Source organism: Bilophila sp. T19-St14, from assembly GCF_059728385.1.
In genome coordinates, this window is the sequence record NZ_BAAGFT010000001.1 from 1685364 (window position 1) to 1705344 (window position 19981).

Sequence of the window (19981 nt, forward strand, 5' to 3'; positions counted from 1 at the left end):
GTCACTGTTCCCACGCTCCTCCTGGATTAAGCCTGACCAAGCTCCTTTTTGAGCCAGTCCTTAATGACCGGCATGGGCTCAAAGACGCCCTTGAGGGAACCGTACTCGTCCCGGAACGCTTTTGCCAACGGCTCCGGCAGGGGAACGGTCACCAGATCGTCCGCCGATTCGGAATTGCGGCGCACAAGCCGTACCCTTAAAGGCTCCTGCCACGCATCCACGACAAAATAGGTGGCTACGTCGCTCTTGGAACGAACCGGGGGATGCTCGGAACGCCAGTCGTTATTGCCCCACTCCAGATAGAGGGTCACCGCCATTTCAGGCGTCAGGTTCCAATCAATCTGCTGGTCGGCAAACGCCGCCAATGGAGATGTATTTTTCGTAGAGGAAAGGTGCGCTGTATTCATATCCAATCCACCTTTGCTGATGACATTGAGTTGCGTTGACCTATTAATAGTATCCATTACTATTCTTGTCAACTACTCCATGTCATATCTCCGTAATTTATTGTGCAGCGTCGCCCGCGTGATCCCAAGCCGGCGGGCGGCCTCGCTCTTATTGTCCCCCGTATCCTGAAGCGTCCTCAGGATGGCCGCGCGTTCCATCTCATCCAGCGTCATGCTGACAGGCTCCACGCCTGCCGTCCCCTGCAGCTCGGCAAGCGCGGGGGCGTCACCGTTCTTGAGCGCGGAGGATACCGCCATAGGCAGCTCACGTTCGGAAATATACTCCCCAAGGCAGAGGATAGCCGCCCGCTCCACGGCGTTCTCCAGTTCGCGCACGTTGCCGGGCCAGGAATACTTGAGCAGCGCATCCATCGCCTGCGGCGTGAACCCCTTGATCTCCTTGCGGTTTGCCAGCGCAAAACGCTCCAGAAAAGCCGTGGCGAGCACAGGGATGTCCTCACGGCGTTCCCGCAGGGAGGGCACTTCCACGCCGATCACGTTGAGCCGATAGTAAAGATCTTCACGGAAACGCCCTTCGCTGACTTCCTCGCGCAGGTTGCGGTTGGTCGCGGCAATGACCCGCACATCCACGATGATGGGCGTATCGCTGCCCACGCGCTGGACTTCCCCCTGCTGGAGGGCCCGCAGAAGCTTTGCCTGAAGCAGGAGGGGCAATTCACCGATCTCATCAAGGAACAGCGTGCCGCCGTCTGCCTGGCTGAACCGCCCTTCCCGGCGCTTGTCCGCCCCTGTGAACGCGCCCTTCTCGTGCCCGAACAGTTCGGACTCCAGCAGGGATTCATTGAGGGCCGCACAGTTGACGGTGACGAACGCCTTGCCTTTCCGGGCACTGGCCTCCTGAATGGCGCGGGCGACCCGTTCCTTGCCCGTCCCCGACTCCCCGGTAATCAGGACGGTCGCCTCGGTGGGCGCGACCGTATTCACCATCTCAATAAGTTCGCGCATACGCGGGCTGCGTCCGAGAAGGCCGGAGGGGTTTTCACGGATATATTCCCTCAGTTCCCGGTTCTCAGCCGCCAGCCGGGTATGATCGAGCGCCCGTTCCAGCGTGAGGTGCAGCAGATCGAAATCCAGCGGCTTTTCCAGATAGTCATACGCACCGAGCCGCAACGCCGCCACAGCGGTTTCCACGGACTGCCATGCGGTCATGACCAGAACCGGAATCGAGGGATTATGATGCAAAATTTCCCGGATGGCAGAAATGCCGTCCATGCGGGCCATGCGCACATCCGAAAGCACGGCGTCGTAAGCCCGTTCCTTGACTTTTTCCACGGCGGTATCCCCGTCGTCGGCCTCATCCGTGGCATATCCCCACCCCCTGAGCACCGTCCGCAGCATCGCCCGGTGGGAACTGTCGTCGTCCACAATCAATATGGTAGGTGGCGTGCCCATCTCATACCTCCTCGCCTCCGGCGGCAATAAATCCGGCAGGCTGACCTTCCGAAAAAGGGGTTTCCCGGACTCCCCGGCACCGCCGATGCCGTACCCGCCGGATACCTCCCGGCGGCGATACGATACCCGTCTCCCCCATCCTTCCCCGCCGTGGGCGGGATAATCCCCTTGACGGCGGCTCCACCGCTCCCACGGCAAAACATCCCCACACGAACGGAACAGCCAACGCATCCGGCGTGGAGGGAAACCCGTTCAAAAACCTCCCCACATGGGCGGAGAGCACCAATTTGTTAGGCTCTATATAGCATACTCCCCCACATGGGCGGAGAGCATCCCGGACCGAAAACTGGCCTCGCTTCGTCCTGCCCAACTTCCCCACATGGGGGGGAGCCCCCCCGATGCGGACGGCGTCGGGGACATTTTCCCCGAACTTTCCCATACGAGTGAGGTGCTCCCTCGTGAAAACTCCGAAGATGTTCCACTGTACGAAACTTCCCCACACGGACGGGGAGAGCCCCCATGCAGCGGCAGATCCGTGGGGCTCAGTCCCAACTTCCTCACACAGGCGAGAAGAGCCCAATGCCCACAGTGCGCAGGCTCCGGCAACCGAACATATCCCCACATGAGCGGGGCAATCCGACAACGGCCCGAACCTGAACGCACTGTTTTCAAAACTCCCCACACGGGCAGGGCGGGCCCGAAGCGAAGGCATGACGTAACCCATGCATCGGAAAACTTCCCCATACGCGGAGCGAACCCCAACAACAGGGAAGGCTCGTCTTATCCTTCTGAAAAGCTCCCCATACGCGGGGCGGGCCCTATCGGAGTACGCAGGGAGGCGTGACAAGGCCCTTTCCCGCCATAAGCGGAGATTGCCCCCGGACGGAACGCGTACCCCATGCCCTGCACAGCCGAAGCCGTTCCTGCAATCCAATAATAGTCATGCCGCCCCAATCGTCAGCCCTTTTCCCAAGATTGTGCCGCAGCAAGTAATGAATATTTTAGGCTGTGCCATGAAAATGGTTGATGCTTTTTCCTTGAAGTTCCAAAGGATTAACCGGCAAAACGCCTTAGCCCTGTATTCCTCCAAAAGGAAAACCGGAGAAAAAGGCTGTATTTTCACCGCACTTTGGAGATGAAGCAACCACATACCATGACAGGGCCATTGTTCTTTCGTGCCCCCCAACAGACGACCAGCAAAATCCCCCAGCCATGAAACTTTCCGGCGGGAAACCGGATAAAATGTATTTTGAGTATGTTGCGGATATAAAACAATCAAATCCGATGACAGAACCTTTCTCAAATGTCCCGCGGAAACGAGGAAACAAGCGGGAATCCTCACGGTGCCCGCCTTTCTTCCCAACGTTTTCCGCGTCCGCTCATTCATGCCCGTGAACCTTCCCGGCCTCACCGCCCAAGGGCAGGAGCAGACGGAATACGGCGCCCTGCCCCGGCTCGGAAGTGACGGAAATGCTCCCGCCGTGGGCCTCCATGATCTTGTGTACCGTGGCAAGGCCGAGCCCAGTCCCCTGCCCCTTCGTGGTGAAATAGGGATCGAAAATATGCGGCAACGCCTCCGGCGCGATGCCCATCCCGGTATCCCGGATTTCGAGGCGCAGGGCATCGGGTTCGGGATGCAGCGACAGGGACAGTTCGCCGCCGTCCGGCATGGCTTCAAGCCCGTTCAGGCACAGGTTCAGGATCACCTGACGCATCCTGTCGGGATCGATGGCCACATCCGGCAGCACATCGGGCGCGTCGAACCGTATGCCAACCTTGTGGTTGGCGGCGTCCTGCCCGATGAGCCGGAGCGTGTCTTCAACCAGACGCCGCATCCCGGTCATGCGCGGGCGGATGTCCGTGGGGCGCGAAAGCCCTATCAGATCGCCGATGGCCCGGTTGAGGCGTTCCACCTCTTTGACCATAACCTGTGCAGCTTCCCGATCCGCGCTGCCTTCAGGGAACCGCCCCCCGAAATACGTCGCGTATCCCTTGATGGAGCTGAGCGGGTTGCGCAGCTCGTGGGCGACGCCCGCGGCAAGGTTGCCCACGGCGGCGAGCTTTTCCCTGCGGCGGACTTCCGCCTCAAGGCGGCGGACTTCCGTAAGGTCACGCAGGAACATGAGCGAACCGAGGCGGCCTTCATAGCCTTCGTTGACGTGCCCGCCGCGTACCGAAAGATATTGCTGCTCCTCTCCGTGCCGCAGGACGATTTCCGTATCCGGCAGCACAGGTTCCCGCAACAGTTTCGCCGCCAGTTCCGCCAGCGCCGAAGGGAGCACGTCCGCCGGTTTCCGGCCCAAGAACGCCTTGCCCTCCGCCGGGGCTTCCATGCCGAGCAGGGCCAGCGCCGCCTTGTTCATCCGGGTGATCCGTCCCTTGGCGTCGAAAACGACCAGCCCGTCCGGAAGCGTTACGGCCAGCTCTTCAGCCAACGCTTCAGCCACCCGCTGCCCGCGCCGGGACGAACGAACCCGCTCCACGGCGTGCAGGCCAAGCAAGGCCAGCATACCCGCCAGCAGCACCCCCGCCCCCAGCAGGACGGCGCGCTCCCGGTTCTGAGCCTGCGCCACTTCGAGCGGGGCAAGGTCAAGGCCGAGAAAGACGTAGGGCAGCGGCCCTGCCGCCGGTTCATCCCGCCTCCCCCCGCCTTTTATCTTGGGGTGGAATGTCTTGAAGACCACGAACGCCCGTGAGCCTTCCATATCTATGATCGCCCATGAAGGGTTTCCCGATGGGCGCAGCGCCGCGATTGTCTCCGCGCCGAGTTCCCTGCCGCCGCGGGTATTCAGCACTTCCCCCACCCGCACCGGGTTGCTGTGCGCGAGGATAGTCCCATCCGGCATGGTCACCGCGATAAAGCGCACGTCGGGCCGATCCGCCAATTCTTCGACAAGGTACTGCAACCGGATGCCCGTCCGCGAACGGGTCCCGGATCGGACGCCGCTTTCCAGCGCCGTGACCAGCGCCACGCCCTTTTCCGCAAGGAAACGAACCATAGCCGTCTGCGTGCGGTCGAGCGAAAGCCCCGTAAGGAGCACGACGCCGAAAACGAGCACCAGTGCGGCGCCGAGCGTCCCTATCAGCGAGTTTCCGCCGCCGACTTTGGCCTGCTGCGGGGAGGAGGAGAAAAGTCCTGTCGTCTGCATGGATACGGATATTCCTTTAAGGCAATGCGCAAAAAACACTGCCGGAACGAAGCAAAAAACGCTCCAACCACCCGGCACGGGACGGGCCTGCGGCGATCCGCCGTCCTAACGCGTGGTATGCTTTTTGCAATTTTTACGGCTATTGACGAGCCCTTCAAAGCTCACGTACATGTCATACTGTGCAGATTCTGGCTCAGGATGCTTCCTGGCCATACCCATACCTGTCATTCATTGCCACCCAAAAAGCGAAAGGGGCTTCATGCAGATATATACAGAAAACAGATTCTGTCTGCCGCTGTTTTACCTGATTGTACTGGGGGTTGCGCTCTCTGTTTTGAGCTGTCCCGACAAGGCGTTCGCTGAGGACGCCTCTTCCGGGGTTCACGAAGGCCAGCCGCGGCAGGCTCCGAAAGGGCTGCCCCCTTCCCGGATGCCGGAGGCTTTCCCCGGCTTCTCTCCTGATGCGCCTTCCAAATGCCCGGCCCTCGCCCCGCAGCAGGCCCATGACGGCAGCCGGTTCGACAGCCGCCTGTTCGCCATGCCGCTGCCTCAAAACCTCACCCCCGAACAGCAGCAGGCCGCACTCGCCATCATGCGCGAGGCCGAACCCTGTCTTACGGTCATTCATATCCAACTGCGTCAAACGCTTACGGAACTTCATAACCTTTCTTTCGCGTCCGACACCCCCCCTGACGCCCTCGCCGTCATCGGGCGCAAGCTCATCCGCCTGCGTACCGAGGCCATACGGGAATTGCAGCGCATTTCCGCACAAATGGAAAAGCTCGCCGGGTTCAATCCCGGCTGGGGCACCCGCGTGCGCGGCACCAAAATAGAAGATCTGAACCCACAACCCCTCAACGAGCAAAGCGTGGAGTGATTCCATCCCGCCGTTCCCGTGGCAGCCATGCTCCCGAAAGGAGTGTGGCTGTCTCTTTTTTAGCCACCTCCGCGCATCCGGGCTTTTCCCTGTGTGATTCTTATACACTGTCAAATATCCCTGTCCAAATTCTATACAGCTTTTCAGGACAACGGGAAGCCTACCAGAAGCGTTATATTAATGATTACATATAAAATCGAATACTTAAAATATTTGGCACGAGCATTGCTATAGCTTAGGCAAGAGTGACGAACAAAACACCTTTTAGGAGAACCTCAATGAACCTCAATAAAGCCTCTGTCGCCGTAGCCCTTGCCGCTTTCCTCGCGGCGGGCGGGATTGCCGGACAGGCGCTGGCAGCGCCCCACGACGGGCACCACGGCCACTGGAGACAGCAGAGGTCGTATCAAGACTGTGTTTACCAAGCGCTCACACAGGAAAAGAAAGCGCAGTACGACGCCATCATGAAGGATTTCGCCGACAAGACCGCGCCGCTGCGGGACAAGCTCGCGGCCAAGTACATTGAATTGCGCACGCTCGGCAACAGCCCCACTCCTGACCCGAAGGCCATCGGCAGGGCCACGGAAGAACTCGTGGCGCTCCGCAATGAATTTGCCAAGGAACGCGGCATGATGGCAGACAGGATTGCTAAGGAAGTCGGCATCAATGTATTTCAAGGCAAGGGGCCGGGGTGCCCGGTTGAACGGCCCCGCCGATGCCCCGCAACAGGGATGACCGTCATGCCCGACGGCCCACAGCCCGGAGCGGAAGCCCCGGCAAACGAATAACAAGCCCCCCTCCTGCCGTTGGTCAGTCTCCCTTTCCAGCGGCGAAAAACCCTGACTCCCATCCAGTCAGGGGAAACAACAATCGGCATAGCCGTTTATATATACGAGAGCCTTCTACAACTTTGAACGACCGGTTCCACCTGACCGTTTCACAGGTGCCTAGCTGAGTCTGTTCGTTCAATGGCAAAGTCATCCTCCTCCTTACAGAAACTGTATCCTCCTCCTTCCTCCGCAGCGCCCCGTCTCCTCCTCCGGGGCGCTGCTCTTTTGTGCGGCGGAAGGAAAAATCGGGGAGGGGAAGAGGGGACTTTCTGAAGAAAGCCCCCTCTTCCCCTCCCCGAACCCCTCCCCTTCTCCCCCAAAGACTTTCAACCTTATCGAATCCCTCCTCCCAGTTTTCCGGTTGGCAAAAGGGCCTCCCTTGAAAGAGCTGTTTACTTCTGCAATGAAAACCGCATTTCAACTATCTGAAATTTAAAGGCTATGTCATAGAAAACGGTTGATGCTTCATTTCTTGAAATTCAAAGGCTGTGTCATGGTATTTGGTTGTTTTGATTCAGTAATATACTGAAATATATGCTTTTTCTCAAAAATTTCCACTGGTGGACTCTGTGATTGGGGGATTTTATTGGTTATTTATTTGGAATTTCAAGGAAATACAGCATTAACTGTTTTCTATGACACCGCCAATTCAAAAAGAATGGCTCTGTTATAGTTTATGGTTGTTTCATCTCCACAGTGCGATGAAAATACAGCCTTTTTCTCCGGTTTTCCCCTTGGCGGGAGCCGCGGATAAGGCATTTTGTCGGTTATCCCTTCGGAGCTTCAAGGAAAAAAGCATCAACCGTTTTCTATAACACAGCCCCAAAAAATAACCAAAATGCAACCTTCTCCGCCGCAATATCCCCAATCATGAAGCCTCTCAGCAAAACGGGTAAAAAGCCTGTATTTTCACTATCTTGCAGCAATTAAACAAGGTTCTGTTATAGTATGTGGTTGTTTCATCTCCACAGTACGGTGAAAATACAGCCTTTTTCCAGTTTTCCCCTTGGCGGGAGCCACGGATAAGGCATTTTGTCGGTTATCCCTTTGGAGCTTCAAGGAAAAAAGCATCAGCCATTTTCTATAACACAGCCAAAAGAACAACCAAAATGAAACCTTCTCCGCCGCAATATCCCCAATCATGGAGCCTCTCAGCAAAACGGGGAAAAAGCCTGTATTTTCATTATATTGCAGCAATTAAACAATCACACACTATGACAGGGCCTAAAATAGAAACCGCTTACTCTAACCAGTCTTCAGGAAATATCTATCGCTTATATGGCAGAACCATAAAAAAACGGCTTCCCCTACAAAGGAAAGCCGTCTTTCATCCGAACGCCCTTACAAGAGGGATTCGATAAAGCCGAAAGTCTTTGGAAGGGAGAGGGGAGGTTTGGAGGGGGGAGGGGAACCTTTCTCCAGAAAGGTTCCCCTCCCCCCCTCCAATTTCCATTCACCTACCCATCCCCTAAAACATGCCGATCTTGCCCAGCGCTTCCTTGGCGATTTCACGGCAAACGGGATCTTCGTCGCGCAAACCGGCCTGAAGCGGCCCTCTGGCTTTGGGCGCAAGATCGGGCCGGGCCAGCGCGAAATGTTCTACGGCACGGAAGCAGGAACGGCGCAATACGTTGTTGTCACAGAAATTGTCGTCCTTGCCCGTGTTGATGATGTAGGAATTGAGGATGGGGTAAAACTCGTCCCCAAGGCGGCGGTGCTGGGCGAGGATCTCGGCAAAGGCTTCGGGGATGCCCCAGCCGATGTTGCCGGATTCCTCGTTCATGTGCCACATCAGACGCCGGACAACATTGCGGGCCTCCTCAATATGTTCGTCGGCCATGCGGGAAACGGCTTTCCCCAGCGCCGAGGCCGCGCGGGCTGTCGCTTCGCCGCCGAGGGGCAGACAGGAAAACAAAGGGCCCACCAGCTCACGGGCGGGGACTTCGTCCAGCTCCTTGGCAAAATCGCCCCACCCCTGCCCTTGCAGTTGAGTGCGGATCGTCGCCTTTAAGGTACGGAAACGTGGCTGCATGAAAACACCTCATCGTTTTTGCGGAGTATGCCCCCAAAAAGCGGGAGCGGCAACACGGCCGGTCCCGGATTCCCGCCGCGTTTTTTCATATCGCTGTTGCAATTCCTCTCTTGAAGGAATAAATCGTTCAAGCCATTCGGCAAGATCCTCACAGGTTTCGGCGTCGCGTTCTGTCTGAGCTTGACTCTCCGAAGCTGAGAAGGTATACGTCACTGATCTACGTTTCCAAGGAGAGTTTCCATGAAAAGAACTTACCAGCCCAGCAAGATCAAGAGAGCGCGGACTCACGGTTTCCGTGAACGCATGAGCACCGCCAGCGGTCGCGCCGTCATCCGTCGCCGCCGCGCCAAGGGGCGTAAACAATTAGCTGTTTAACCCGGCCTCGTCGGCATCGACTGCTCCGGCGGCCCGATTTCACACTTTGTTATGATGAGGGCCGTCGTTTTTATTCCAAACACTTCGTCGTGTTTGTTCGTTTTCGTGCATCCGGTGATCCGTGGCGCGTCGGTATGGCCGTCACCAAGAAAATCGGAACAGCAGTCATGCGGAATCGTGTCAAACGAGTGCTCCGGGAATGTTTCCGGCTGCATCAGGCCCTATTGCCTCCGGCTGTGGATCTTGTGATCGTGCCAAAGCGCCACCTCAAACCTGAACAGCTCGATCTCGCTGCCGCAACCCGCGAATTCCTTCCCTTGATCAAGGAAATCGGCGGGTATGTCGTGTTGCGCCGCGAACAGAACGCCTGCCCCGACAGCTCCCGCGACGGAATCGCCGCACCCGGCGGGCTCGAACCGGAAACGGCTCCCGGAGTCAAGGCGTGAAACGCCTCTCTCTGCGCCGTCTGGCGGTCCTGCCCATCCGTCTCTACCAGTGGACGCTGTCTCCCGTGCTTCCACCTTCCTGCCGTTATCATCCCACCTGTTCAGCCTATGCCATAGAGGCTGTGCTGACCCACGGCATTTTCAAGGGCAGTTGGCTCGCCCTGCGGCGCATCCTTCGTTGTCACCCCTGGTCTTCGGGAGGCTATGATCCCGTACCTCCCCCACATTCTTCCTCTTTCAGCCATCAGGAGCAACTGGATCATCATGGACGATAAACGTACTTTCTTGGCCATCGCCCTGGCAATCGCCGTTCTTTTGGCGTGGACCCCGCTGGCCGAACACATGGGCTGGATCCAGCCCCAGCAGCCCCCCGTAGCCACTCAGGAAGCCGCGCCAGCTCCGGCGGCGCAGCCTGTTGCCGCGCCCGCGCCTTCCCTGCCTGTGTTCACGCCTTCGGCCGGTGCCGACGTCAAGGTGGAAACCCCGCTTTATTCCGCCGTCATCTACTCCGGCGGCGGCATCCTCCGCTCCTTTACGCTGAAGCATTACGACGAAACCATCAATGCCGATTCCCCCAAGGTGAACCTCATTTCGCCGGAAGCTTCCAAGACCGCCCCCCTCGGCCTGACCGTCAACGGCCAGCCCTCGTGGAGCACCGGGCAGTGGTCATTCCAAGGTTCCGACCTGAACCTCAAGGCCGGGGAACAGGGCAGCCTGACCTTCACCGGCATCGTCGACGGCATCCGCGTGACCCGCGTCATTACCTTCAACGCCGACAACTACCTGTTGAGCGAAAACGTCCTGGTGGGTTCCGCCGACCAGACGCCCCGCACCGTCCGCCTCGGCTTCACGGTCGCCGCTACCCCGTTCAGCAACGGCAAGTACGACCCCACCCGCCTCGCGTGGGACGCCAACGAAAGCTTTAAGGAAGAAACGAGCGCGAGCACCCTCGCCGAACAGGGCATCATCGAACAGGGCGTCTTCAACTGGGCCGGCGTCATGAGCAACTACTTCATGAACGTCACCGCCCCCGCCGATCCCAACAACCTGACCCTCAAGGGCCGCGTGCAGGGCGACGTGTGGCGCCTCGCCCTTGAACGCCCCGACCTGCTTACGCCTTCCAACGGCAGCGAAGTGCCCGTAGCCGTGAACTGGTGGTTCGGCCCCAAGGATCGCACCATGCTGGCCACGGCTCCCGATCATCTGTCGCAGGCCGTGAACTTCGGCATGTTCTCGATCATCGCCCGCCCCCTGCTGACCATTCTGGCCTTCTTCCATTCCTTTGTGGGGAACTGGGGCATCGCCATCCTGATGCTCACCTTCTGTATCCGCGTCGTCTTCTGGCCCCTGTCCCAGAAGAGCTTCAAATCTATGGAACAGATGAAGAAGCTCCAGCCCATGATGAAGAAGCTCCGCGAAAAGCATAAGGACGACAAGGAAGCCCTCAACAAGGAAATGATGCAGCTCTACAAGACCTACAAGGTCAACCCGGCTGGCGGCTGTCTTCCCATCCTTGTGCAGATCCCGGTGTTCATCGGCCTGTATCAGGCCCTTCTGAACTCCATCGAGCTGCGCCACGCCTCCTTCATCGAATACCTGCCCTTCACGGACATCACTTGGCTGGCCGACCTTTCCGCGGCGGACCCGTTCTACATCACGCCGCTGCTCATGGGCGCGTCCATGTTCCTCCAGCAGCGCCTCACGCCCGCCGCCGGCGATCCCACCCAGCAGAAGGTCATGATGTTCATGCCGGTCATCTTTACGGTCATGTTCATCAACTTCCCCGCTGGTCTGGTCATCTACTGGCTGTGCAACAACATCCTGTCCATCGGGCAGCAGTGGTGGATGCTGCGTAAGGCATAACGGTTTGTGCGAGGAGAGGTTCTCATGGATGATTTCAAAGAATTCCAAGGCAAAAGCCTTGACGAAGCGATCCGCGCCGCCTGTTCGTATTTCGACGCGCAGCGGGAAAAGCTGGAAATCGACATCGTACAGGACGCCAAAAACGGCATCTTCGGCCTGGTCGGGGCGCGTAAGGCCATCGTCCGCGCCCGCCGCGCACAGCTCAAGCCCCGCGTAGGGTCGCTCTTGGCACGCGATGCGCAGCCCGCCTCCTCCCCTAAGCCCCGTCAGGGGCAGGCTTCCCGCCCGCCTCGCGGCAACCGGGAGCCGAAGCCGCCGCTTGAGGAAGACGACTCCATCGGCAACCGCATCCTTCCCCCCGTGGAGGAAGAGGACGATTCCATCGGCAACCGTATCCTCCCCGATGAGGAAACGTATATCGATGATTCCATCGGCAACCGCATTGATGAGCCCCGCGCCCCTCGCCGGCCCCGCCGCAGCGACGGCCCCCGCATCCCCTACGAAGGGAATGAGGACTTTTTCCGGCCTCGCCGTCCCCGTCCCGAACGCCGGGCCAATCAGGATCGCCCGGATCGTCCCGAACGCCAGGATCGTCCGCGCGCGCCTCGCCCTCCCTACGAGCCGCGTCAGGAACGCCGCCCTATGGGAATTCCGGCGGAACAGCATGTGCTGCGGGACAGCTCTCTGGAGTTCGATCAGGACGAAGCCCTGAATGAAGGCCTGCCCTCCAAGCCTTTCTCCGAGCTGGATCAGGAAAAGCTCGCCGCCGTTTCCCAAGAAGTGGCCTCCAGGATCGTCAGCTCCATCCTCGGTGAAACGCCTGTGGAAGTGAAGATCATGGAGAACCGTGTGGACATCCATGTGGACTGCGGCGATGACTCCGGCCTGCTCATAGGCCGTGAAGGGCAGACGCTGGCGGCGCTTCAGTATCTGACCTCGCGCATCGTCAGCCGCCGCATGGAAGCGCCGGTCCGCGTGCAGTTCGACGTGGGCGACTACCGCGAACGTCAGGACGACCGGCTCCGTGAGCTGGCCCTTGCGCTGGCGGAGCGTGTCCGCGCCACGGGCCGCCCCTGTTCCACCCGCCCCATGAGCTCCTACCATCGTCGCCTCGTGCACATGACGTTGCAGGACTCCCCGGACGTGCAGACCCGCAGTTCCGGCGAAGGCCCACTCAAGCGCGTGATCATTCAGCGCCGCCGTCAGGAACGGCACTAAAAGACATATCGGGGAAGGGGAAGGAACCCTTTTGGAAAAGGGCTTCCTTCCCCTTCCCCGAACCCCATCCCCTTCCTCCTAAAACTTTCATTATGGAGGCAGGGGTGAAAAAACGGCTTCGGTGAAGCCGCTTTTTTTGTATGGGGATATGGATGCGCTGCGGGGAAAGCCCGGCGGTGTTCCTGTCGTCCTCCCCCGCACGGATCCGCTCCTTCTTGGAATGGTGTCATCGCGTATTTCAAGCTGTCGTCCTTCTCCGTGCGGATCCGCCGCTCTTGGCAAAAAAGCGGTCTCAGAATATCATCCCCCCTCAATAAGAAAAGGCTGTGCCGTAGAAAGCAGTTGATGCTTTTTTCTTGAAGTTCCAAATGAATAGACGGAAAAATGCCTTGGTCATGAATTCCGCCAAGGGGAAAGCCGGAGAAAAAGGCCGTATTTTCACCACACTGTGGAGATGAAACAATCACATACTTTGGCAGGGCCTAAGAAAAACGCAGGCGGCCTGACTGTTTGGCAACGGGCAGGCCAATGCCTGCATGAAAGATGCCTTGAAATAAGGAAGGGGAGGGGGAAAACGTGCGGGCGCTCCCCGCTTCCGGGAAAGGTTTTCCTCCTCATGATGCGCCCTCTCTTCAGGAGCCATAATGACCACCGATACGATAGCGGCCATAGCGACGGCCCCCGGTGCCGGAGGCATCGGCATCATCCGGGTCAGCGGCCCGGACGCCCTGCCCATACTCGAAAAGCTGTTCGCACCGGCCGGGAAGGGGGGCTATAAGCCGTGGACTCTACGGCGCGGGCGTGTTCAAGACATGGAAGGCAACACGCTTGATGATGCGCTGGCGGTGTTCATGCCCGGCCCCAAGACCTTTACCGGGGAAGATGTGGCGGAATTCCAGTGTCACGGCGGCCCCGTCCTGCTGGCGGCGGTGCTTGAAGCCTGCCTCTGCGCTGGTTCGCGCCTTGCGGAGCGGGGGGAATTCACCCGCCGCGCCTTCCTCAACGGCAGGATGGATCTGACGCAGGCCGAAGCCGTCGCCGAGATGATCGCCGCGCCGTCCAAGGAAGGCGCAAGGCTTGCAGCCGCCAAACTCGACGGCGTGCTTGGGCAGCGCATCGCCGGGCTGCGGGACCGCGTGGAGCACCTGCGGGCGCAGATCTGCCTTGCCGTGGACTTCCCTGAGGAAGAAGTGGAATGCCTCCCGCAGGAAGGTTTCCTCGCCGCCATCGCGGACGTAAAGGCGGCTGTGGCCTCCCTGCTCGCCGGGTTCGAGCGGACTCGCTGCTGGCGCGAGGGCGTGACCGTAGCCCTCGCCGGCCCGGTCAATGCGGGCAAGTCCAGCCTCATGAACGCCCTCCTTGGCCGCCAGCGTGCCGTTGTGACGGAATACCCCGGAACTACACGCGATTTTCTGGAAGAGCCGATCCGGCTTGCAGGGCTCCCCGTCCGGCTTGTGGATACGGCGGGCCTGCGCGAAACGGACAACCCCGCCGAGGCGCAGGGCATCCAACTGGGCCGCTCCATGATCGAATCCGCCGATGTGGTCTTGCTCATGGTCGACGGCGCGGAGGGGGCGACGCCGGACACATGGGCATTGCTCTCGGAGCTCGGCCCGGAACGCACCATCCTCGTCTGGAACAAAAGCGATCTTGCCACCCCTCCCCCGCACTGGTATGGAGAAGAGACGGGCCTTTCCGGGAAACCGGCGGCCCATGCCGTTATTTCGGCCCGCAGGGGGGAAGGCCTGGAAACGCTGGCCGAAGCCGTCCGGGAGCTTGCGCTGGCCCGCAGCCAGGGGCAGGAGCCGGAACCGGGCGAAGCGGCGCCCAACCTGCGGCAGGCCCGGAGCCTGACGGAGGTGCGCGGGGAGCTTGAGGCGCTGGAACAGGACATCCTCGCGGGGGTTCCCTATGATTTGTGCGCCGTCCGTCTGGAAGGCGCGGCTTCGGCGCTGGCGGAGATCACCGGGCTGGACACCCCGGAAGAAGTCCTTAACCGTATTTTCGCATCTTTCTGTATCGGCAAATAGCATGAACGCATCTTCAAACGCAGCCGGCGGGGAACCGCTTTCCAAAGAAGAAATCAACGGCCTGCCCATGTTGGCCTACGAAGGCGAGGTAATGCTTGTCCAGACCGAAGGCGAAATGGCCCGTGCCCTGAATTTGCTTAAAAAGGAAACGCTTCTCGGATTCGATACCGAATCCCGCCCGTCCTTCAAGAAAGGCAAGAGTTACCCGACCTCGCTCATCCAGCTTGCCGGTTCGGAGCTTGTGGTGCTGATCCGCCTGAACCTCACGCCCTTCTGCGAGGCGCTCGCGGGGCTGCTCGCCGATCCCGGCGTCATCAAGGCGGGTGTCGCCATCCGTGACGACATGCGCGCGCTCCAGAAGCTGCATGAGTTCACACCCGCCGGGCTTGCCGATCTCGCCGAGATGGCGAAGCAGCGCGGCATCAAGGCGCAGGGCCTCCGCACGCTGGCGGCCCAGCTCATGGGCTGCCGCATCAGCAAGGCCGCCCAGTGTTCCAACTGGGCGAAGAAGACCCTCACGCCGCAGCAGATCCGCTATGCCGCCACCGACGCGTGGATAGGCCGGGAACTTTATTTGCGTATGGTGGAGCAGGGGTGAAATCGGGGGAGGGGAGAGGGACCCCTTCTGAAGAAGGGCTTCCCTCTCCCCTCCCCCGCCCCCCCCTCCCCTCTCCCTCCCAAGACTTTTGGCCTTATCGAATCCCTGCCCACAGCTTTCCTTAATGATAAAAATCAATTAAACATGCTGGTTGTGCCATTAGGAAATAGTTGATGCTTTCTTGAAACTCCAGAAGGATAAGCAATAAACTGTTTCGGCTATGAAGCCGCCAAAGAAAAGCTGGAGAAACAGGCTGTATTTTTATCATGCTGTGGAAATGAAACGACCTCATCCTATATGGAGCCAATCAATGGCTGCATCATAAGAAGCAATTCATGCTTTATTTCTTGAAGTCCTAGGCCGTGTCGTCAATCAGATAGAATCTATTGAAATCATTTAATTATTTTTCAAGTCTCAAAGAATTATTTTCAATAATTTCAATTAATTATATACAAAAAAAATGACGACGTAACCTAAAGAAATAACCAATAAACTGCCCCAGTTATAGAGCCAGCCAACGAAAAATTGGAAAGGCTGTGTCATAGAAAATAGTTGATACTTTTCTCTTTGAAGTTCCAGAGGGATAATCAATAAAATGTTTTAGCTGTGGATTCTGCCAATGGGAAAACCGGATAAAAAATAGGAAACGGTAGATGCTTTCTTGAAGTTCCAAAGGAATAACCAACAAAATGACTTAGCCTTGGATTCCACCAAGGGAAAAAACTGTGAAAAGAGATATTCACCTTTTCGATGACTTTCTAACTCATATCATCATTCGATATATAACTATTTGAAATTATTGAAACAATTTTTTTTACAATTTGAAAAACAATTTAATAATTTCAATATATTATATATAATTGATGACACAACCTAAAACCGTGTCATAGAAAACGGTTAATGCTTTATTCCTTGAAATTCCAAAGAAATAATCAATAAAATCCCCCAATCATGGAGCCCACCAGTGGAAAAACTGAAAAAATATATATTTTCAACATATTGCTGAGACAAAAACAACTTTGTACTATGATAGAGCCTTCCTAAAAAATCCATTTTGAATTTCAGAAAGTTGAAATAAGGCTTTCACTGCAAAAATGAATATCTCAATAAAAAGGCGGCATTTTCACCGTGCTGTGGAGATGCCCTCCATATACTATGACAACGCCTTGAAAAAAACTTCGTCCTTCTTTTTCTTAGGAAAGCCGACAAAAGGGATTCGATAAAGTCGAAAAGTTTTGAAACGGGAGGGATGGGGTTTGGGGAAGGGAGGGAGAAACTTTTTTAAAAGTTTCTCCCTCCCTTCCCCAATCTTCCCCAGTCTTCCCTAACCTCCCTCCCCCCACCCCACTCTCAGGTGAAGCTATGACACCCTGCCCCCCGTTCCGCATCGTCCCTTGGGACACAGACTTCTTGGACGCCCTTAAAAATGGGGTGATGAAAGCCACACGTGGACACCCCGGCAACGCGGTGGTGGTCTTCATGCACGACCGCCCCCGCCGTTACCTGCGGGAACGCTTCCGCTATGCGCCAGATGTGCCCAAACCCTGCCTCATCCCACGGATGTTCACGGAACGGGAACTGATGGCGGCATTCCGTCAGGAGCAACACCAGAAACTCCGCCGGGAGGCCGGAAAACTGGATCAGGTGGCACTGCTCTCCCGCTGCGTGCGGGAACTGGCGGAACCCGATACCGAACTGTGCATGCAGCTCGCCAAAACCGACGACGCGGGCTTCTTCCCGTGGGGGGTGCGGCTCGCGGAGCTGTTGGAGGAATGTTTTACGCAAGGGCTTACGCCTGAGGACATGCTGTATACGGAAGGCGAAGTGGCTCCTTTCGGGGCGGCTCTGCTCGGCTCGCTCGGCAAGATTTTCCGCCGTTACCGCGACGCGCTGATCGAATCCGACCTCACCACGCCCGGATTCGATGCGTTTGTCGTCGCCAGTGCACTGGAAGAGGGCCCGGACGGGGACGGCCTCCCGCCGCTGCCCGGCTTTCTCGCCGGACGCGCCATCCTGCTGGCTGGCTTCGGTATGCTCACCGGCACGGAAAACATCCTGTTCCGCTATCTCTGGCGGCACGGCGCGCAGGTCTTCCTGCACGTCGATCCCGCATTGGCAGGAAACGGACAGGGGCATTGGGCATGTACCGAACAGGCGAACTGGATCGCGGACTGGAAGGCCGATACCGTGCTGGCCTGCCCTTCCCCCGGCAAGAAGCCGAAAATCCACTATTTCGCGGGCTACGACCTGCATTCCCAACTGGACGCCCTGCGCGGCGATCTCATCGAGCTGGAACGGAAAGACCGCCTCGCCGCAGCCCTCAAGGCCAGAAGCACGACGCAGCAGCTTTCCCTGCTTCCCCAACCGGAAATCAGCGCCATCTCCCCCCTTCCCGAAACTTCGGCCAGCGGGAATGCCGACAACAAGGATTCGATAACGTCGAAAGTCTTGGGAGGGAGAGAGAAGGGGGCCCGGGGGAAGGGAGAGGGAAGCCCTTCTTCAGAAGGGTTCCCTCTCCCTTCCCCCGGTGGGCGTGCCCCAACCCCCGCCCCCATCCCTACCTCGCAGCTCGACACCGCGGTGGCCCTCACGCACAGCGGGGCGCTGCTGCCCGTGCTGCACCACCTGCCCCGCAAGGACTGCAATATTTCACTCGGCTACCCGCTTGAACGCTCGCTCCTGTTCCGCCTGCTGGAAACGGTGCTCGAAGCCCGCAACCGCCGCCAGCCCAACGGCACGACCCATTGGAAGGCGCTTGCGGATCTCGTCCGCCACCCATACCTGCGCCTGCTTGAGGCCAACGGCATTTCCCTGCGCGACATCTTCCAGAACATGGAAACCCGCCTCCGCAACGGCAGCCGGCACGCCGACGCCCACGCCGTCGCCGAAGGCGCCGTTGACGACTTCTTCGCCGCCTCCTCCCTGCCCGGCGTGGCGGCAGCCATGCCCGCCATCCGGGAATTGGTCAACCGCGTCCTGCGGGATACCGTGGACACATGGGCGAGGGCCCATACCCTCGGCGGGCTTGCGGACGCGCTTTCCGGCCTGTGCGACACCCTGCTCGTCTACGGAAGCGGCAACGGCGAAAACGGCGCGGACAACGGCAAGGCCGATATCTGGTCGCGTTTCCCCATCGACGCGGAATGCCTGTTCCGCCTCATGCAGCGCATCATCCCGGCCCTCAAGGACAACGGCATGGCCGACACGCCGCTGCCGTGGCCCCTGATGCAGGCCATGCTGCTGGAGCTCGTGCGCGCCGAGCGCGTCCCCTTTGAAGCCGATCCCCTGACCGGCCTGCAAGTGCTCGGCATGTTGGAAACCCGCCTCTTAAAATTCTCCCGCGTGTTTCTTGTCGACGTCACCGACGACAGGCTTCCCGGCGCGCCGATCCGCAGCCCGCTCCTGCCGGACAGCCTGCGCGCCCTTCTCGGACTGCCCGACACCCGCAACCGCGAACAGCTTGCGGCCTACACGTTCCACCGGCTCATCGCCGGGGCCGATGAGGTCTGGCTCTACTGGCAGGAAGGCGTGGAAACCTCCGGCCTGTTCGACGGGAAAAAACAGCGCAGCCGCCTTGTGGAAGAGCTCATCTGGCAGGAAGAGCAGGCCCGCGGGCAGCGCCTGAAGCCGGGGCGCGAACCGCTCCGCACGGCGTCCCTTGATGTCCGCCCGCCGGTCAGGGTGCGCAAGGTCATCACCAAGACCCCCGCCATACGGGAACAGATCGCCGCATCGCTCAAGCATCCCCTGTCAGCCACCCGGCTGGACGCCTACCTGACCTGCCCGCTGAGGTATTATTATGAACGCCTGTGCGCCATCGCGCCCATCGACGAGGTGAACGAAGACGATGATCCGGCTGCCGTGGGCGTGCTTCTGCACAACGTGCTTCGGGATTTTTACGCCCCCGCCGTGGGCAAGGCCGTGCGCCGCGACGCGCAGTCGGGCGATCCTGAATTGCCGTTCCTCGACGAACAAGCCCTGCGCGCCCTGTTCCGCACGGCGCTCGACGCATCGGGGCTGGAGGCCTCCCTGCCGCCGGAAAGCGCGGCCATGCTTTCCGTCACCGGGCCGGAGCGTCTGGGCATGTTCCTGCGCGCCCAGCCGGAACAGACGGAGGTGCTTTCCCTAGAGGAGGAATACGATGCCGAAATACGGGCGGGAGGCCGCGTCAGGCGGCTTACCGGCAATCTCGACCGGGTGGACTGGCGCGAACAGGAAGACCCCGAAGGTGCGCTCGACGAGGGGGCGGTCATCCTCGACTACAAGACGGGCCGCATCAAGGCGCTGCGCCCGGACATCTGGGCCGACGACGCCTTTTGGGATGCACTGGAGCCGGAAAAGGCGGCCGAAGCCGCATCCGATCCAGACCCCGAACATGATTTTTTGCCAATCATCGCACAGCGTATTCCCACAGTGCAATTGCTGTATTATTGTTATTTGTATGGGCAGGCTACGGGCAAGCCCGTGCTTGACGCGGCGTTCGTCGCCCTTGGCGAAGACGGCGGGGAACGGCCCCTTTTCGGGAAGGCCATGACCATTGAGGAGCGGGAGCGGGCGTTGTCGCTCATCCCCCGCCTCATCGGGTTCATCCTCCTGCATATGGAGCTTTGCCCGGAATTCCGCCCACGGGAAGGGGCACATTGCCGCTGGTGTTCCTGGCGGAACGTGTGTATCATATCCTCCCAACAATAATTCCGGGTATTA

The 19981-nt window shown here is 58.9% G+C and carries 15 protein-coding genes; 10 read left to right on the forward strand and 5 right to left on the reverse strand.

Going from position 1 to position 19981, the window contains the following annotated elements; genetic code table 11:
- Positions 1-26: 26 nt before the first annotated feature.
- The 4 genes from AC6I1V_RS07270 to AC6I1V_RS07285 all read right to left on the reverse strand — a co-directional run bounded on the left by AC6I1V_RS07270 (position 27) and on the right by AC6I1V_RS07285 (position 5008).
- On the reverse strand, positions 27-407 hold the full coding sequence (locus AC6I1V_RS07270; protein ID WP_302554395.1) for a DVU0772 family protein: 381 nt from the start codon (positions 405-407) through the stop codon (positions 27-29).
- Between the two features lie 72 nt (positions 408-479).
- Complete coding sequence (locus AC6I1V_RS07275) at positions 480-1859, reverse strand: sigma-54-dependent transcriptional regulator (RefSeq protein WP_302554396.1); 1380 nt, start codon at positions 1857-1859, stop codon at positions 480-482.
- Positions 1860-2799: 940 nt separating this feature from the next.
- On the reverse strand, positions 2800-3246 hold the full coding sequence (locus AC6I1V_RS07280) for a hypothetical protein (RefSeq protein ID WP_486854430.1): 447 nt from the start codon (positions 3244-3246) through the stop codon (positions 2800-2802).
- On the reverse strand, positions 3239-5008 hold the full coding sequence (locus AC6I1V_RS07285; protein WP_302554398.1) for an ATP-binding protein: 1770 nt from the start codon (positions 5006-5008) through the stop codon (positions 3239-3241). Before AC6I1V_RS07285 ends, AC6I1V_RS07280 begins: the two co-directional genes overlap by 8 nt.
- 259 nt (positions 5009-5267) lie before the next feature.
- Between AC6I1V_RS07285 and AC6I1V_RS07290 the strand changes: the two genes are divergently transcribed.
- Entirely contained in the window at positions 5268-5885 is a 618-nt protein-coding gene (locus AC6I1V_RS07290) for a hypothetical protein (RefSeq protein ID WP_337431590.1), read from the forward strand.
- Positions 5886-6163: 278 nt separating this feature from the next.
- The gene (locus AC6I1V_RS07295; protein WP_302554400.1) at positions 6164-6673 is read left to right on the forward strand and encodes a Spy/CpxP family protein refolding chaperone; all 510 of its coding nucleotides are present in this window, start codon (positions 6164-6166) and stop codon (positions 6671-6673) included.
- Between the two features lie 1510 nt (positions 6674-8183).
- Here the strand turns inward: AC6I1V_RS07295 and AC6I1V_RS07300 are convergent.
- On the reverse strand, positions 8184-8747 hold the full coding sequence (locus tag AC6I1V_RS07300) for a DVU0298 family protein (RefSeq protein WP_308771572.1): 564 nt from the start codon (positions 8745-8747) through the stop codon (positions 8184-8186).
- 240 nt (positions 8748-8987) lie between these two features.
- Between AC6I1V_RS07300 and rpmH the strand changes: the two genes are divergently transcribed.
- The 8 genes from rpmH (at position 8988) to AC6I1V_RS07340 (ending at position 19969) form a co-directional block, all read left to right on the forward strand.
- The gene (rpmH, locus tag AC6I1V_RS07305) at positions 8988-9122 is read left to right on the forward strand and encodes a 50S ribosomal protein L34 (RefSeq protein ID WP_294621242.1); all 135 of its coding nucleotides are present in this window, start codon (positions 8988-8990) and stop codon (positions 9120-9122) included.
- Positions 9110-9568 carry a ribonuclease P protein component gene (gene rnpA / locus AC6I1V_RS07310; protein ID WP_308771575.1) on the forward strand — a complete coding sequence of 153 codons (459 nt, stop codon included), beginning with the start codon at positions 9110-9112 and terminating at the stop codon, positions 9566-9568. The genes rpmH and rnpA overlap by 13 nt, the downstream gene beginning before the upstream one ends.
- Positions 9565-9843, forward strand: a complete 279-nt coding sequence (gene yidD, locus AC6I1V_RS07315; protein WP_005025021.1) for a membrane protein insertion efficiency factor YidD — start codon at positions 9565-9567, stop codon at positions 9841-9843. Before rnpA ends, yidD begins: the two co-directional genes overlap by 4 nt.
- Positions 9833-11431 (forward strand): membrane protein insertase YidC, encoded by a 1599-nt coding sequence (yidC, locus tag AC6I1V_RS07320; protein ID WP_486854814.1) that lies wholly within the window; start codon positions 9833-9835, stop codon positions 11429-11431. The genes yidD and yidC overlap by 11 nt, the downstream gene beginning before the upstream one ends.
- Before the next feature lie 24 nt (positions 11432-11455).
- Positions 11456-12649 carry an RNA-binding cell elongation regulator Jag/EloR gene (jag, locus tag AC6I1V_RS07325; protein WP_308771570.1) on the forward strand — a complete coding sequence of 398 codons (1194 nt, stop codon included), beginning with the start codon at positions 11456-11458 and terminating at the stop codon, positions 12647-12649.
- Positions 12650-13290: 641 nt separating this feature from the next.
- On the forward strand, positions 13291-14679 hold the full coding sequence (gene mnmE / locus AC6I1V_RS07330; RefSeq protein WP_486854815.1) for a tRNA uridine-5-carboxymethylaminomethyl(34) synthesis GTPase MnmE: 1389 nt from the start codon (positions 13291-13293) through the stop codon (positions 14677-14679).
- A gap of 67 nt (positions 14680-14746) precedes the next feature.
- A complete protein-coding gene (locus AC6I1V_RS07335; protein ID WP_302552576.1) occupies positions 14747-15277 on the forward strand; it encodes a 3'-5' exonuclease in 531 nt (176 codons plus the stop codon).
- Positions 15278-16711: 1434 nt separating this feature from the next.
- Positions 16712-19969, forward strand: coding sequence for a PD-(D/E)XK nuclease family protein (locus AC6I1V_RS07340; protein WP_497736954.1), 3258 nt, complete (start codon positions 16712-16714; stop codon positions 19967-19969).
- The last annotated feature ends 12 nt before the right edge of the window (positions 19970-19981 follow it).

Excerpts from the sequence above, each read along its gene's own strand:
- AC6I1V_RS07270 (WP_302554395.1), bottom strand. The coding sequence starts at position 407 with ATGAATACAGCGCACCTTTCCTCTACGAAAAATACATCTCCATTGGCG.
- AC6I1V_RS07275 (WP_302554396.1), bottom strand. The coding sequence starts at position 1,859 with ATGGGCACGCCACCTACCATATTGATTGTGGACGACGACAGTTCCCAC.
- AC6I1V_RS07280 (WP_486854430.1), bottom strand. The coding sequence starts at position 3,246 with ATGAATGAGCGGACGCGGAAAACGTTGGGAAGAAAGGCGGGCACCGTG.
- AC6I1V_RS07285 (WP_302554398.1), bottom strand. The coding sequence starts at position 5,008 with ATGCAGACGACAGGACTTTTCTCCTCCTCCCCGCAGCAGGCCAAAGTC.
- AC6I1V_RS07290 (WP_337431590.1), top strand. The coding sequence starts at position 5,268 with ATGCAGATATATACAGAAAACAGATTCTGTCTGCCGCTGTTTTACCTG.
- AC6I1V_RS07295 (WP_302554400.1), top strand. The coding sequence starts at position 6,164 with ATGAACCTCAATAAAGCCTCTGTCGCCGTAGCCCTTGCCGCTTTCCTC.
- AC6I1V_RS07300 (WP_308771572.1), bottom strand. The coding sequence starts at position 8,747 with ATGCAGCCACGTTTCCGTACCTTAAAGGCGACGATCCGCACTCAACTG.
- rpmH (WP_294621242.1), top strand. The coding sequence starts at position 8,988 with ATGAAAAGAACTTACCAGCCCAGCAAGATCAAGAGAGCGCGGACTCAC.
- yidC (WP_486854814.1), top strand. The coding sequence starts at position 9,833 with ATGGACGATAAACGTACTTTCTTGGCCATCGCCCTGGCAATCGCCGTT.
- jag (WP_308771570.1), top strand. The coding sequence starts at position 11,456 with ATGGATGATTTCAAAGAATTCCAAGGCAAAAGCCTTGACGAAGCGATC.
- AC6I1V_RS07335 (WP_302552576.1), top strand. The coding sequence starts at position 14,747 with ATGTTGGCCTACGAAGGCGAGGTAATGCTTGTCCAGACCGAAGGCGAA.
- AC6I1V_RS07340 (WP_497736954.1), top strand. The coding sequence starts at position 16,712 with ATGAAAGCCACACGTGGACACCCCGGCAACGCGGTGGTGGTCTTCATG.